This is a genomic window from Thalassospira sp. ABL2_045, assembly GCF_056161285.1.
The window spans coordinates 51,685-66,974 of the sequence record NZ_JBSWYV010000016.1 but is presented as its reverse complement, the minus strand read 5'-3'; the positions used below and the strand labels follow the sequence as shown (position 1 = coordinate 66,974).

Annotated in this window: 13 protein-coding genes; 10 read left to right on the top strand and 3 right to left on the bottom strand. The window is 56.0% G+C overall.

The features are described from left to right. Positions 1-150 precede the first annotated feature (150 nt). From ACXAIA_RS18360 to ACXAIA_RS18340, 5 genes are all read left to right on the top strand, one after another. Positions 151-1,635 carry an alkaline phosphatase gene (locus tag ACXAIA_RS18360; RefSeq protein WP_475350622.1) on the top strand — a complete coding sequence of 495 codons (1,485 nt, stop codon included), beginning with the start codon at positions 151-153 and terminating at the stop codon, positions 1,633-1,635. Between the two features lie 115 nt (positions 1,636-1,750). Continuing rightward, positions 1,751-2,173 carry a hypothetical protein gene (locus ACXAIA_RS18355; RefSeq protein WP_475346770.1) on the top strand — a complete coding sequence of 141 codons (423 nt, stop codon included), beginning with the start codon at positions 1,751-1,753 and terminating at the stop codon, positions 2,171-2,173. Next, positions 2,173-2,853 carry an ABC transporter ATP-binding protein gene (locus ACXAIA_RS18350; protein WP_475350621.1) on the top strand — a complete coding sequence of 227 codons (681 nt, stop codon included), beginning with the start codon at positions 2,173-2,175 and terminating at the stop codon, positions 2,851-2,853. Before ACXAIA_RS18355 ends, ACXAIA_RS18350 begins: the two co-directional genes overlap by 1 nt. Continuing rightward, entirely contained in the window at positions 2,850-4,160 is a 1,311-nt protein-coding gene (locus tag ACXAIA_RS18345) for an ABC transporter permease family protein (protein WP_475350620.1), read from the top strand. The genes ACXAIA_RS18350 and ACXAIA_RS18345 overlap by 4 nt, the downstream gene beginning before the upstream one ends. Positions 4,161-4,215: 55 nt before the next feature. Beyond that, positions 4,216-4,788: a copper chaperone PCu(A)C gene (locus ACXAIA_RS18340; protein ID WP_475350619.1), complete on the top strand. Its 573-nt coding sequence runs from the start codon at positions 4,216-4,218 to the stop codon at positions 4,786-4,788. Positions 4,789-4,926: 138 nt separating this feature from the next. Here ACXAIA_RS18340 and ACXAIA_RS18335 read toward each other — a convergent pair whose 3' ends face one another. Continuing rightward, entirely contained in the window at positions 4,927-6,840 is a 1,914-nt protein-coding gene (locus ACXAIA_RS18335; RefSeq protein ID WP_475350618.1) for a PhoX family protein, read from the bottom strand. Between the two features lie 95 nt (positions 6,841-6,935). Continuing rightward, on the bottom strand, positions 6,936-7,460 hold the full coding sequence (locus ACXAIA_RS18330; RefSeq protein ID WP_475350617.1) for a class I SAM-dependent methyltransferase: 525 nt from the start codon (positions 7,458-7,460) through the stop codon (positions 6,936-6,938). 125 nt (positions 7,461-7,585) lie between these two features. On the opposite strand from ACXAIA_RS18330, the gene ACXAIA_RS18325 reads away from it, so the two are divergent. Beyond that, a complete protein-coding gene (locus ACXAIA_RS18325) occupies positions 7,586-7,996 on the top strand; it encodes a DUF1178 family protein (RefSeq protein ID WP_475350616.1) in 411 nt (136 codons plus the stop codon). A 15-nt stretch (positions 7,997-8,011) separates the two neighbouring features. Here ACXAIA_RS18325 and ubiG read toward each other — a convergent pair whose 3' ends face one another. Continuing rightward, on the bottom strand, positions 8,012-8,770 hold the full coding sequence (gene ubiG / locus ACXAIA_RS18320) for a bifunctional 2-polyprenyl-6-hydroxyphenol methylase/3-demethylubiquinol 3-O-methyltransferase UbiG (protein ID WP_475350615.1): 759 nt from the start codon (positions 8,768-8,770) through the stop codon (positions 8,012-8,014). 381 nt (positions 8,771-9,151) lie between these two features. Here ubiG and ACXAIA_RS18315 point away from each other — a divergent pair, with 381 nt between their 5' ends. The 4 genes from ACXAIA_RS18315 to ACXAIA_RS18300 all read left to right on the top strand — a co-directional run bounded on the left by ACXAIA_RS18315 (position 9,152) and on the right by ACXAIA_RS18300 (position 15,235). Further along, on the top strand, positions 9,152-10,372 hold the full coding sequence (locus ACXAIA_RS18315) for an aspartate kinase (RefSeq protein ID WP_475346763.1): 1,221 nt from the start codon (positions 9,152-9,154) through the stop codon (positions 10,370-10,372). Between the two features lie 151 nt (positions 10,373-10,523). Next, positions 10,524-11,552: an NAD(P)H-dependent flavin oxidoreductase gene (locus ACXAIA_RS18310; RefSeq protein WP_475350614.1), complete on the top strand. Its 1,029-nt coding sequence runs from the start codon at positions 10,524-10,526 to the stop codon at positions 11,550-11,552. 5 nt (positions 11,553-11,557) lie between these two features. Continuing rightward, a complete protein-coding gene (gene ptsP, locus ACXAIA_RS18305; RefSeq protein WP_475350613.1) occupies positions 11,558-13,840 on the top strand; it encodes a phosphoenolpyruvate--protein phosphotransferase in 2,283 nt (760 codons plus the stop codon). Between the two features lie 168 nt (positions 13,841-14,008). Continuing rightward, positions 14,009-15,235, top strand: a complete 1,227-nt coding sequence (locus tag ACXAIA_RS18300) for a helix-turn-helix domain-containing protein (RefSeq protein WP_475350612.1) — start codon at positions 14,009-14,011, stop codon at positions 15,233-15,235. Positions 15,236-15,290 lie beyond the last annotated feature (55 nt).

Sequence of the window (15,290 nt, the reverse complement as noted above, 5' to 3'; positions counted from 1 at the left end):
AACTGTCATCAAACCGTCTTTGGACTTTTCCACCTGCGCGAGAAAACTATTCCCCGCTGTCATTACCTGCTTTCCGTAGGGGGGAATGCAGTTGGGCTGCAGGGGCAAATGGGCTTGTCGCTGCATATGCATTGAAATGGAGAAGTTCTCATGAAGCCGTCAATTCTCGCGCTGGCTGCAACCATGGTTGCAACGGCCGCGACTGCGCAGGAAATTCCGCAGGCAAATAACGAGTGGTTCACCGCTGCTCAGGATCGTATCCAGCAGGAAATCGCCAAACAGCCGATTACCAACCGCGCCAAAAACGTCATCATTCTGATCGCCGATGGTAACGGTGTTGGCACCAACTATGCGACCCGCCTTTTCGCAGGCCAGCAGGCCGGTGGTTATGGTGACGAGTTCGTTGGACCGCACGAAACATTCCCGTATCTGGCACTGGTGAAAACCTACAACACCAACGCGCAGACCCCGGACAGTGCCGGTACCGGTACCGCCATGATGTCTGGTGTTAAAACCAAGGCCGGTGTTCTTGGTGTGAATGCCAATGTTGTCCGTGGCGATTGCTCGACCGTTGCCGGTAACGAGCTGGCCTCGATTTCCGATATCCTGGCTGCCAAAGGCAAGTCGGTTGGTATCATTTCGACCGCACGTATCACCCACGCCACCCCGGCATCGGCTTACTCCAACTCGGCTGACCGTAACTGGGAAGGCAGCGTTCCGGAAGGCTGCACCCAGCAGACCGACATTGCACAGCAGCTGGTTGCCAAAATGAAAGACGGCACCGTTGACCTGGCAATGGGTGGCGGTCGTCGTTTCTTCGTTTCTGAAGAAGCACAGACCGACGAAGGTGGCAAAGGCCGCCGTAAAGATGGCAAGGACCTGATTGCCGAGCTGAAAGACGCTGGCGTTCAGTATGCCTGGAACGATGAGACCGCAGGCAAACTGGAACTGTCGGGCAAGCCGATCCTTGGTCTGTTTGAAGACAGCCACATGAAATACGAAGCCGACCGTGCGGATGAGCCGTCGCTGGCACAGATGACCGAAATGGCCATCAAGTCGCTGTCAAACAACCAGAACGGTTTCTTCCTGCAGGTTGAAGCCGGTCGTGTCGACCACGCAAACCATGCCGGTAACCTTGCACGTACCGTTCGTGACGGCGTTGCCTTCCAGGAAGCCATCGCGATTGCCGATGAGCTGACCAACGATGAAGACACCCTGATCGTTGTGACCGCCGACCACGAACATGCGATTGCCTTTAACGGCTATTGCGGCCGTGGTTCCGATATCCTTGGCCTTTGCATGGATATCAGCAACGACAAGACCGAAAACACCGGTGAACCGCTTCTGGCCGACGATGGCAAGCCTTACACCGTTGCAGGTTACCTGAACGGTGCCGGTTCGGTTCTGACCAAACAGGCGGATGGCAACTATTACGGTGGTCGTCCGGAAGTAACCCAGGAACAGGCTGTTGATCTGGAATATCTCCAGCAGGCGCTGATCCCGAAATCGTCTGAAACCCATTCGGGTGAAGACGTTGCTGTTTATGCAAAAGGCCCGTGGGCGCATCTTCTGGAAGGGACGATCGAACAGAACGTTATTTTCCATGTGATGCACCATGCCGCGACCGCCAACTAAGTTGGCACCTGTCGCAAGGATTTAAGGAAAGGGCCATTCTTGGCCCTTTCCGCCATTTACCCGGATTGAAGTAAGACTGGCCTGCGGTGGCCGGAGATACGAACAGGACATGATCATGCAAAGACGTCAGTTCATCGCCCTTGGGGCCGCTTTTATGGCAACACCGACCCTGCTTCGGGCCGAGGATGCACTTCGGATGCGTGATTTTTACGAAAAAGACCAAAGCTTCACCCCGCTTGCCGAAGAACTGCAAGGCGAACGCATCACGGTAAACGGCTTTATGGCGCCGCCGCTTAAGGCTGACAGTACCTTTTTCGTCCTGACCAAACGTCCGATGGCTGTTTGCCCGTTCTGCGAGACCGAGGCGGAATGGCCCGATGACATCATGGCGGTTTATACCCAGCGCGTCTTTCGCGTCGTGCCGTTTAACCGGCGCATTTCGGTTTCCGGGGTTTTGTCGCTTGGCGGATACAAGGATCCGGAAACCGGGTTTGTCAGCCGGGTGCGCCTTGAAAAATCAACCTTCGAGCTGGTTTGATGGCAGGCTTACAGCTGCGGATCGAAGGGCTGACCGTATCGGGTGAGGACGGTCGCACCCTTCTTGAAATTCCAACATTGTCGATTGAGCCGGGAACCGCGGTGGCTGTTCGCGGGCCGTCAGGTGCGGGCAAGTCGACATTTCTTTATGCCATATCGGGCATCCTGCCGATCACGACGGGCCGGGTTCTTTGGGGGGATCAGGTTCTTTCGGACATGAACGATCCCGCGCGCGCGGCCTTTCGCCGTGATCAGGTGGGGTTTGTCTTTCAGGACCACTTGTTGTTCGAAGAACTAAGCGCGTTTGGCAATGCCAGTATCGCCGCCCTTTATGCGCCCAAACACCGTCGGGCAGACATTCGCAATACCGGAACAGAACAGCTTGAAAAGCTTGGACTGTCTGCTGGCGAGCATCGCATTTCGGGGACCTATTCCGGTGGAGAACGCCAACGCATCGCGGTTGCCCGCGCCCTTGCGGCAGACCCGGCGATTGTTCTGGCCGATGAGCCGACCGCAAGCCTGGATCGGGACCATGCGGATCGGCTGGCTGCTGATCTGATGCGTCTTGCGCGCGATCATGGTCGTACCCTGATTGCGGTGACACATGACCCGGCGATGCATGCGCAAGCCGATCGGGTGATTGATATCGTCGATGGCAGAATACAGGACAGCGCAGCATGATGGCATTCTGGTATGACCTGCCGGTGGCTGTGCAGGACGGATTGGTTGGCTTGGTGCTGTTGTTGCCGGCAATTGTGCTGGGTGCGGTTGTTCTGCGGGGCTTTGAAATCCGGCCGCTTTTGATGGCGCTTGTGCGTCAGCAGGTTTGGCTTAGCATCGTTTTTGTCGCCCTGATTGCGGTATCAGTCGGGATCGGTGTCGGCTTGATCGCACAAGAACGCGGGCTTCGGCAGGGGACGGCACGCGCAGCCGACAAGTTTGATCTGATCGTGGCCGCACCGGGCAGCGAAATCACCGCCATGCTGGCAGCGGTTTATTTGCAGGCATCCGACATGCCGCTGATTGACGGGGAAACCTATCACGCGATTGAAAGCCATCCCCGTGCCCGGCTGGTGGCGCCGATTGCCTTTGGTGATAGCTGGAAAGACGCGCCCGTTGTCGGCACGACACCGCAATTTGTGAGACATCTGAGCGAAACTCTGTCCGAAGGCCGAATGTTCGCCGGAGAGGAAGAGGCCATCGCCGGTGCGCGTGTAGCTTTGTCTGTTGGTGATCAATTCACACCGACCCACGGTGTCGGGCACGCGGCTGAAAGCGATGCGCATCAAGGTGTGATTTATACGATTACCGGAAAGATGCCACTGACGGGTACGCCTTGGGATCGGGCCATTCTGGTGCCGGTCGAAGCCGTCTGGGGGGTGCATGGTCTTGCGGTTGGCCATGATCCGCAATGGGATGGCGTTGTTGGCCCGCCGTTTGATCCGGCTTATTTTCCGGGAACGCCGGCGGTTCTGGTGCGCGCGGATTCATTGGGATCGACCTATGGATTGCAGGCCACCTTTAACAATGACGAAACGATGGCCTTTTTCCCGGGCGCCATTTTGGCCCGGCTCCATGCATTGATGGGTGATGTGCGCCAGTTGATGTCGGTTCTGGCTGTGATCACACAGGTTCTTGTTACGGCAAGTGTTCTGGCCGGTTTGATGATGCTGACCCGATTGCTGTCGCGTCGTCTTGCGCTGCTGCGTGCCCTTGGGGCACCGGGCAGGTTCGTTTTTGCCCTGACCTGGAGTTATGCGGTTTTCCTGATTGTGATTGGTGCGGCATCGGGGCTTGGCCTTGGCGTGTTGGCAAGTTGGGGGATTTCGCAGGCGATTACGGCCCGCACCGATATTCTGGTGCAAGCGACCTTGGACTGGCCTGAACTTCATATCGTTGCTGCTTTTATCAGTTTGACGTCGGTGTTGGCACTTTTGCCGGCCTTTTTAACCATGCGACGATCGGTAATGGCCGGTTTGCGGGGGTAAATCCACCTGTCCCGTGCCGATCCCCATTTTATTGTCAGATCAGGAGACCTTGAAAATGAAAGTGGCCTGGATTGCCTGTTTGGGCATGTTGATGACATCGCCTGCATTTGCGGACGATCACAAACAGGACGAACATCATGATGAGCATGAGCATGAGCATGAGCATGAGCATGAGCATGAGCATGAGCATGAGCATGAGCATGAGCATGACCACGGTTCCGATCATGTGGCAGAAAACGAAGATGTTCGCTTTGTCCATGCCTGGAGCCGGGCGACGTCAGATGACGAAGCGCTGGTGTTCGTGGAAATCGAAAACAAAGGCGATCATGACGTCACCATTTCCGGGGCAGAGTCTCATATTGCCGAGGAAGCAGTTCTGGTCGGTTTTCAGATGCAAAACGGTGACCCGGTTTATGTCCCGCTTGGCGAGGTCATTGTTCCGGCCGGGCGTGATATGATGCTGGCCCCAGAAGGGCTTGCTTTTCGGTTAAGTGGCCTTTCGCAGGAACTTGTGCGCGGGGATCATTTCGACATGCATGTCGAAATTGGCGACGACGAGATCGAGATTGTCGTCGCCATTGAGGCGCAAGATGCCCAGAACCACAGTCACGCCGGGCACCAGCATTAAAGGCAAGGTGCTGCCGGGGCTAGGCGCATTCAAATGACCGCGTTTGATTAAAAACAAAACCCCACCGGCAACATCGCCGGTGGGGTTTTGTGTTCAGATCAGGTTGCGCCGCGCGTCGAAGCAACCCGTCTTAGAGTGTTAACCGGCGATTTCGTTACCATCGGACTTGGTGACAGCCACAATCGACGGACGCGGTGGCAAAGACGCCTGGAAGTCCGGCCAGCGGGTGCTCGGTTCGTTATAAGTCGATCCATCCGCCGGGTGCTGAACCGCCAGAAACAGGGTTTTTCCATCCGGGGTGAATTCCGGGCCGCACATCTCCGCCCCAACCGGGCAGGCAAAGAAGAACTTGGTCAGAGCCCGGCCCGGGCCGTCAACATCGGTGGCATGCATGCCATCAGGAATATCGGACTTCGGTGCGCCATCAGTGGAAATCCACAGGCGGCCACGATGGTCGATTGCCATGTTGTCCGGGCAGGAAACCCAGGATTCTGCCGCTGGATGGTATACGGCCTTATCATCAGCAATCGACGGGTTGCCGCCAGCGATCATGATGTCCCAGGTAAAGCGGCTTGCTGTGTGATCGGCATCCTTGCCGCGCCCACCCGGAGGCGTGAGTTCAAGCACGTGACCATGCGGGTTGGCCGCACGCGGGTTCGGTGCGTTGCCTTCCTTGCGCTTGGAGTTGTTGGTCAGCATGACATAGACCTTGCCATTGACCGGGTTTGGTTCGACGTCTTCCGGGCGGTCCATCTGGGTTGCACCCAGAAGGTCGGCCGCACGACGTGCTTCGATCAGAACGTCGGCCTGACTGTTGAGGTCATTTTCAACGGTCAGCGGCCCTTCGCCAAAGATCAGCGGCATCCAGTCAAGGCTGCCATCTTCATGGAATTTGGCAACATAAAGAGTGCCGTTTTCCAGAAGGTCCATGTTCGCAGCACGGTCATCAGGATTGTATTTGTTCGCAGCAATGAATTTGTAAAGATAGTCAAAGCGCTGATCATCACCGGAATAGGCAACGACCGAGTTGTCCTTGTTGATGATAACCGTGGCACCTTCGTGCTTGAAGCGGCCAAGAGCAGTACGCTTTTTGGGCATCGAGGTCGGGTCATAGGGATCAAGCTCAACCATCCAGCCAAACTTGTTCGGCTCATTCGGGTCTTTTTCGACATTGAAGCGGTCGAAATACTTAACCCATGAATACCAGCTGTCCTTGCTGATGCCCAAACGCTTGTAGTTGCGTTCTTCGCTGGTTTTGGCAATGTCGCCGCCAAAGTAACCGTTGAAGTTTTCCTCGGCGATCAGGATGGTGCCCCACGGGGTTTTGCCACCCGCGCAGTTGTTCAGGGTGCCGATGACGCGCGTGCCGGTCGGATCAGTTTTGGTTTTCAGGCGGTCATGACCGGCAGCCGGGCCGGTGATCTGCATTTCAGTGTCAAGCGCGGAGACGCGGCGTGCGAAATCAGAACCGTCAACCACCTCCCATTTGTTGCCCGATTTCCGGACTTCGATGACCGAATGACCGTGGGCGGCGATTTCATGCAGTGCCTGTTCTTCGGTGGCATCCATGCTATCTTTCAGGTCCGGCCACATCAGTTCAGCATTGGTGTATTCATGGTTGATGCACAGCAGGCCGTGGTCGGAATTGTTCGACCCCACGGGAAGCGGCATATAGCCGACATAGTCGCAGTTATAGCCGAACTGTTTGTTCTGGGCTTGTGCGTCGACCTGGCCCGCGACAAAAGCCGGGGCATCGGCAACAACCTTGTCACCCCAGCGGATCATTACGCTTGCGTCGTAGCCATCGGCGACCGCGTGGGTTTGCGTTATTTTCTGCGGGATTGATTTAAAGGTCAGGGTCGATGCCGACTGGGCCTTTGCAATGCCCCGGGTCGCAATCCCGGCGCCAACAACGGCGGAGGTCGCCATCAGGCCTTTGAAAAAACCGCGCCGCGAAAGGCGGGCATTGATCATGTCATCAATGCGCGGGTTGTGCGTCGGGTTGGACGGGATATCGTCGCTGTCTTCAATGATTTCGTATTGATCGTTCATGGTTGTCTCTCTCATGGCTAAAGGCTGACATAGCCCATGAAAGATGCCAGAAGTTCTGTAAGGTGATTGTGATCGTTATGTTATAACGTAATACTTTAATCGGGCTTCTGGACGACCATGAATTGTTTGACCGCTTTTACCTGATCTGTGCCATCAAATGTCACCTGCCCTTGCCGGAAGGCGAGGATATTCCACCCGGGAAAGTGTGTTTGCAGTTCGTTGGGTTTTAATAGAAATGCAGGTGACCGGGGACGACCGAACGCTTCGTTTCCTTGCATGAAGGTTTCATAGATCAGAATGCCGTATGGGCGAAGCGCATCGCGCAGCTTGGCAAATAGCGGCCGGTGCAGGTAATTGGTGACAATGATCAGATCAAACTGCTGATCGCCCAAGGGCCAGTGACCGGTTTCAAGGTCAGCTTCCAACCAGTTGATAGCCAGGTTTGCATCGGTGTCCGTTTGGGCAAGGTCGCGATCAAGGGCTGTGACCTGCCATCCCTGATCGGCGAGCCAGAAACTGTGCCGTCCCTTGCCGCATGCCAGATCAAGCGCGCGATTGCGTGATAGCGTTGGGGCAGGGCAATGCTGTGTGATCCAGTTTGATGGCAATTGGGATGACATTTTTGTAAATCTTGTTTATTCAGTGTGACGCCCGTGGACTGGTGATTTGTGCCAAGGCGGGCCATATCATGTCTATGTGATATGCTTATCGTTTTGCGACAGGTTCGGCTTATACAAGTACCATCATGATTCTATTCCAGCTTAAATGCGAACATGATCACGAATTTGAAGGTTGGTTCAAGGACGGTGCGACCTATGAGGCGCAGGCCGAAAGCGGTGATTTGTCCTGCCCGGTATGTGGTACGTCGAATGTTGGCAAGGCGTTGATGGCGCCGCGCCTGCGCACGTCACGCCAAAAAGAAGTCGCCGCCGAAAAGCAGCAGCAAAAAGCCATTGCCGAAATCCGCAAACAGGTCGAAAGCAATTGCGAAAATGTCGGCAACAAGTTTGCCGAAGAAGCGCGCAAAATCCATTACGGTGAAACCGAAAAGCGCGGCATCTATGGTCAGGCCTCGATCGAGGAAACCACCGAACTGGTCGATGAAGGCATCGACGTCATGGCGCTGCCCTGGGATGACGAGACCAAAAAGAACTGATAAGGCGTTTCCGGATCAGTCGGGCTTTTGGGCGATCACCATATAATTCACATCAAGATCACGCGGAGCTTGCGACCAGGTATCGTTGATCGGGTTGTAGGCGACACCCGTGATATCGCAAAGATCAAGACCCGCACCACGCAGATATCCCGACATTTCCGACGGCTTCACAAACTTGCGCCAGTCATGGGTCCCGGCCGGCAGCCAGCGCAGAATGTATTCCGCACCAATCTTGGCCAATGCCAGTGACTTGATCGTGCGGTTCAGTGTGGCGACAAACATCAGGCCACCGGGCTTAAGAACCGATGCGCAGGCCTGCATGAAAAATTGCGGGTCATCGACATGCTCGATGACTTCCATATTCAGGACGATGTCGAACTGTTTGCCTTCATCGGCCAGCATTTCCGGCGTGCAGCAGCGATAGTCGATTTCAAGACCGGATTGCGCGGCATGGATTTTGGCGACTTCGATATTGCTTTCCGATGCATCGATCGAGGTCATCTTTGCGCCCATGCGGGCAAGCGGTTCTGACAGAAGACCCGCACCACAGCCGATATCGATGATCTCGATGCCTTTGAGCGGTTCGATGGTTTCCGGATCGCGGCCCAGATGGGCGCAGATATTGTCACGCAGGATTTGCAGGCGCACCGGATTGAACTTGTGCAGCGGCTTCATCACACCGTTCGGATCCCACCACTTTTCGGACATCGCAGAAAAACGTGCGATTTCATCGGCATTGGCGGTGCGGCTGGTTTGTGCGGATGCGTCCGACATGGTGTGGCTCCGAAGGCGTAAAACACTTTAGCTGTATGATGCCCTGTTTACGCGCGCGCGACCGGCAAGGCAATACCGAGCTGTCAAATGGCACCCGGGAAAGATCGTTCTACGCTCAGGGATATTGGGTAGTTTTCGCAGTATATGCGATGCAATTTGCCGTGTTTGGGTAACTCGGGACATTTTCGGGCCAAAAAAATCGCGTTTGCGCAATTTATCGGCATCCTTGACGCTTGTTTCATGTGGATTATGGCAGTATTGATAACGCCGCTTGGATCAGGGAAAGCGCTGCGAGTGCGGCATGCTATCCTGAGCTGAGACCGGATCACATGCCGTCACGTTCGGACAGCCGATGGACGGCGAGCATAGCGGGGATACTTCATGGCCCGTATTGTCATGAAATTTGGCGGCACGTCGGTCGCCGATGTCGATAAAATCAAGAATGTCGCGCGCCGGGTGAAATCCGAAGTCGATGCCGGCAATCAGGTTGCGGTTGTTGTCTCGGCCATGTCGGGCAAGACCAATGAGCTGGTTGGCTGGGCGCAGGAAGTTTCGCCGATGTATGATGCACGTGAATATGACGTGATCGTATCGTCGGGCGAGCAGGTGACTGTTGGCCTTTTGGCGATGGCGCTGCAAAGCATGGATGTGCCTGCGCGCTCCTGGCTTGGCTGGCAGATTCCGATCAAGACCGATGGCGCACACGCCAAGGCCCGCATTCAGGAAATCGACACCACCGAGCTTGATAAGCGCATGGATGGCGGCGAAGTTGTCTGTGTTGCCGGTTTCCAGGGGATTGCACCGGATAACCGGATTACCACGCTTGGTCGTGGTGGTTCGGATACTTCGGCGGTGGCGCTTGCAGCGGCACTCGATGCGGATCGTTGTGACATCTATACCGATGTCGATGGTGTTTACACCACCGATCCACGCATCGTGCCCAAGGCGCGTAAGATCGAAAAAATTACCTACGAAGAAATGCTGGAACTGGCTTCGCTTGGTGCGAAGGTTCTGCAAACCCGTTCTGTCGAGATGGCGATGAACCATCGCGTTCGGGTGCAGGTCCGCTCGACCTTTAGCGAAGCAGAAGGAACACTTGTTGTAGACGAGGACGAAATCGTGGAACAGGAAGTCGTCAGCGGAATTGCCTATAGCCGTGATGAAGCCAAGATCACCTTGGTTAAAGTCGCAGACAAACCGGGTATTGCCGCTTCAATCTTCAGCCCGCTGGCTGATGCGAATATCAATGTCGACATGATCGTGCAGAACGTCTCTGAAGACGGCAAAAGCACGGACATGACCTTTACCGTTCCGCGTGGTGAATTCCAGCGTGCGCTTCAGGTGATCGAAAAGAACAAAGAGCAGATCGCCTATCAGGAGCTGCTCAGCACATCTGATGTCACCAAGGTGTCGATCATCGGTGTGGGCATGCGTTCCCACGTGGGGGTTGCCCGCAAGATGTTTGAAACCCTTGCGGAGAAAGGCATCAACATTCAGGTCATCTCGACCTCGGAAATCAAGGTCAGCGTGCTGATCGCCGAGGAATATACCGAACTTGCCGTCCGTGCCCTGCACACGGCATACGGTCTGGATGCTGAATAAGGTCAACAGGTTGGCTGATCCTATACGATTAAGCCGCTGTTAAATTACCTGTAATACTACATACTAGCTGGGGCTTTATGGTTTCGGCTGTTTTGATGAAATGGCAGGGAACCACCGGTTCCCTGCGTTTCTGCTTTGGGGTACAGAGAATATGAGCGATCCGAAAATTGACGCCGCACGGGCGCGCCTGGAAAAATTGTGGGCGTCGGGCAAGGAATTCCTTGGTACCGATTACGCCATCATGGCCGGCGCAATGTCCTGGGTTTCAGAACGTCACCTTGTCGCGGCCGTGTCCAATGCCGGTGGTTTTGGTGTGATTGCCTGCGGGTCGATGACCCCGGATCTTTTGTCGGCTGAAATCGCCGCCACCAAGGAAATGACCAGCAAGCCGTTTGGTGTCAACCTGATCACCATGCACCCGCAGCTTGATGAGCTGATCGAGGTGTGCCGTGAGCAGGGCGTTGGCCATGTGGTGCTGGCCGGTGGTTTGCCGTCTTCGACCTCGATCAAGAAGGCCAAGGAATTTGCCAAGGTGATCTGCTTTGCCCCGGCACTGGTTCTGGCCAAGAAACTGGTACGGTCGGGTGCGGATGCACTGGTGATCGAAGGTAGCGAAGCCGGTGGCCATATCGGCCCGGTGTCGCTGACGGTCTTGGCGCAGGAAATCCTGCCGAATGTTTCCGATATCCCGGTCTTCTGTGCCGGTGGTATTGGTCGCGGCGAAGCGATTACCGGTTTGCTTGAGCAGGGCGCATCGGGCGTTCAGATCGGCACGCGTCTTGTTTGTGCCGAGGAATGCATTGCCCATCCCGATTTCAAAAAGGCCTTTATCCGGGCAAGTGCGCGCGATGCGGTCACCACCGTGCAGCTTGATGACCGCTTCCCGGTGATCCCGGTGCGGGCATTGGCCAACAAGGGTACGGATGAATTCCGCGATACCCAGCGTGCCGTGATCGAAAAGTTCCGCGCCGGCGAACTTGATCAGGGTGCTGCACAGCTTGAAATTGAACATTTCTGGGCGGGTGCATTGCGCCGCGCCGTGATCGATGGTGACGTCGAAAGTGGATCGGTTATGGCCGGGCAGTCGGTTGGTATGGTAAAGAAAGAACAACCGGTTTCCGAAATCCTCGAAGAGTTGGTCGAACAGGCCGTTCAATCCCTGGTTAAGAGAGACAGCTAAGTCAAATGAGCATTCCGTCCGCCGCAGTCTCTGGCCCGCGACGCCTTTTAAAGCGTGTGCGTGACGTCATGGCTGGTCCGGGGACTGCCGAAGAACGCCTCGGACAGATCGTGACCATCATTGCCGCCGACATGGTGGCAGAGGTGTGCTCGGTCTATGTCATGCGTGCGGGCGAAGTGCTTGAGCTGTTTGCGACCTGTGGCCTGTCCAAGGAAGCAGTCCACTTGACCCGCCTGCGGGTGGGTGAGGGGATTGTCGGTTTTGTCGCCGCCCATGCGCGGCCACTCAACCTCAAGGACGCGCAAAGCCATCCAAACTTTGCCTATCGTCCGGAAACCGGCGAGGAAGTCTATCATTCCATGATCGGTGTGCCGATCCTGCGCGGTGGCCGCATTATCGGTGTGCTGGCCGTGCAGAACCGGACCGAACGCCTTTATTCCGAGGACGAGCAGGAAGCGCTTGAAAACGTCGCCATGGTGCTGGCCGAAATGGTTGCCGCTGGTGAGCTGGTCAGCCGCGAAGAACTGATCCCGGCCGATGGTATTGCGCTGTTGCCCCTGCGTTTGGGTGGGGCGCGTCTGGCACCGGGGATTGGCAAGGGCCTTGCCGTGTTGCATGAGCCACGCATCGTCATTGACCGCATGGTGTCTGACGATCCGGAAGAAGAGCTCACCCGTCTGCGTGAAGCCATGCACGGCCTGCAAAATCACCTTGATAAGATGCTTGAGGCCGTTGCAGGCATTGATGGCATGGATGAGGGCGATGATCCGGGTGATATCCTGGAAGCCTATCGGATGATTGCCCAGGATACCGGCTGGCTGAACCGAATTACCGAAGCGGTTCATACCGGCCTTACGGCCGAGGCCGCCGTTCAGAAGGTTCATGACGATACCCGTGCGCGCATGGCGCAGGTGACCGATCCTTATTTGCGTGAACGACTGCATGATCTTGAAGATCTCGCCAACCGTTTGCTGCAACACCTTTCGGGGCAGTATCAGTCGCCGGCCTTTGGCGATCTGCCCGATGATATCATTCTGGTGGCACGCAATATAGGCCCGGCAGAGCTTCTGGATTATGACCATACCCGTCTGCGCGGCTTGGCGCTTGAAGAAGGCTCGCACACCTCACACGTGGCGATTGTGGCGCGTGCGCTCGATATTCCGGTGTTGGGTGGTGTCAAAGGCGTGCTTGATAAGGTTGAGGCGGGTGATCCGCTGATTGTGGATTCCGATAACAGCCAGCTGTTTGTGCGTCCCAGCGAGGATGTCCGATCCGTTATTGATGGCGCGCTGCGTGCCCGGGCGGAGCGAAAAGCCCTTTATGCCCAGATGCGCGACATGCCTGCGCGCACGACGGATGGGGCGGATATCTCGCTTAATGTGAATGCCGGGCTTTTGATTGATGTGCCGCACGTGATTGAAAGCGGTGCTGATGGGATTGGCCTGTACCGGACGGAAATTCCGTTCATGGTGCGCTCTGCCATGCCTGATATCACCGACCAGACCCGGCTCTATGACCGTATTTTCGAGCAAGCGGACGGTCGCCCGGTGGTGTTCAGGACGCTTGATGTCGGCGGTGACAAACTGCTGCCCTATTGGGAAGATATGACAGAAGAGAACCCGGCGATGGGTTGGCGATCCATCCGGATCACGCTGGATCGGCCGGCGGTGCTGGTTCATCAGCTGCGCGCGTTGATCCGTGCCGGGCATGATCGTGATTTGTACATCATGTTCCCGATGATTGCCGAAGTTGCCGAGTTTGATATGGCCAAGGCGGTTCTTGATGAACAGCTAAAGCGTGAAGCCGCACGTGGTTTTGTCCCGCGCAAGGTCGAAGTCGGTGCGATGCTTGAAGTGCCGGCCCTGATCTGGCAGGCTCCCGCCCTGTTGGAGCGGGTTGATTTCCTGTCGGTCGGTACCAACGATCTGTTGCAGTTCATGTTTGCCGCTGACCGCGGAAATCCGCGCATTGAAGGGCGATATGATACCTTGTCACCAAGTGTATTTGCGTTTATGCGTCAATTGGTGACATTGTGTGATCAGCGCGGTGTGCGCCTGACCATTTGTGGTGAAATGGCGGGGCGGCCGCTCGAAGCGATGGCCCTGATCGGTTTGGGAATCAAGCGTTTGTCGATGGCGCCAGCCTCTGTCGGTCCTGTAAAGGAAATGGTCAGAAGTATGTGCAAGTCTGAAGTCGAACGATATATTCTGACGATAATGGATAATCCAACCAGATCATTGCGATCACGTCTTAAGGCTTTCGCAATAGATCACGGTGTAAAACTTTAAAAACAATCGCTTTTGGTGGGGATATCTGCTAGTTTTATTGCTAGATCGTAACGTGGGGGTGCGGAGTTGGCGATCAAAAAGCGAAAGGAAGATCATTTGGATGACGAGACCCGTGGACGCCTTCGTTTCAGGCCTTTGTCCGGGGATCAGGCATCAAATGATGTTGTGATGGACGAACAGAATAGCCAGGTCGGTGGTTACACCGAAGTCGGGAGCCTGCTTAAGGCCACCCGCAATGGTTTGGGGCAATCAGTCGATGACGTTTGCCACATGCTTCGTATTCGCAAAATTTACATCGAAGCCATCGAAAGTAGCGACTACTCGGTTCTGCCGAACGGTCCTTATGGGCTTGGCTTCGTAAAGGCATATGCTGAACATCTCGGACTGGATGGCGCGGAAATCGCGCGCCGCTTCCGTGAAGAAAGCAACGCGCCTGCAGTGCGCAGTGAACTCTCCTTCCCGAAACCGGTTCAGGAAAGCCGTGTGCCGGGTGGTGCCGTTCTTTTGATTGCGGTCATGCTTGGGCTGGGTGCCTATGGCGGTTGGTATTATCTTTCCAGCCAGGGAAAAACCATTGCTGATCTGGTCGATCCGCTGCCGGAACGTCTGGCAAGCTATTCGACCCCGGCAACCGAAGAAGCCGAACCGCGCACGCTTGAAAACGCTGCCGACGCGCAAGCCGCCGAGGCCGAGATGGAAACACCCGCATCGGTCATTGCCGAGCAGGAGCAATCCGTTACCAGCGCGCCCGAAACTGCGGTCGCGCCAGAAGCCCCGGCTGAAGAGGTAACTGTTTCCGAGGCCCCGGCTGAAGAAGCAGCACCCGAGGTTGTGACGGAAATTGCCGAGGCACCGGCAGAGCCGGCCGAGGCACCTGCTGTTGCCGAAGAAGTTGCAGAAGCCGCCCCTGAAGCGGCACCGGTTGCTGAAGATGTGGCAACGGTGAGCGAAGAAACGGTCGCTGAAGAAGCCCCGGTCGTGGCCGAAGTTGCAGAGGCACCTGTGGAAGATGAGGTTGCCGAAGCCCCGGCTGCACCAGCAGCCGAAGTTGCATCGGTTCCGGCAGCGCCGGAAGTTGATGATGCGGGTGGGGCGCGTGTCTTTGGCGCGGTCAATGTTGATAGCCGTGTGACCATCTCTGCTGTTGAAACCAGTTGGGTGCGTATCCGCGAAGAAGACGGGAATGTTCTTCTGACCCGGATGCTGACGGCGGGTGATACCTACAAGGTTCCGAATCGTGACGGTTTGAAACTTGAAGTCGGCAATGCCGGCGCGCTGACCTACAGTATCGATGGCGCAGACGCGCAGCCGGTCGGTGAATATGGCGCGGTGATTTCGGACTTCTCGCTTGATGTCGGTGATCTGACCCAGACCGAAGAACCGACGGTTCAGTAGCTTGCACCAACGCCATCTGGCGATGAAAACAGACAAAATTCGAAAGGCGATCCAA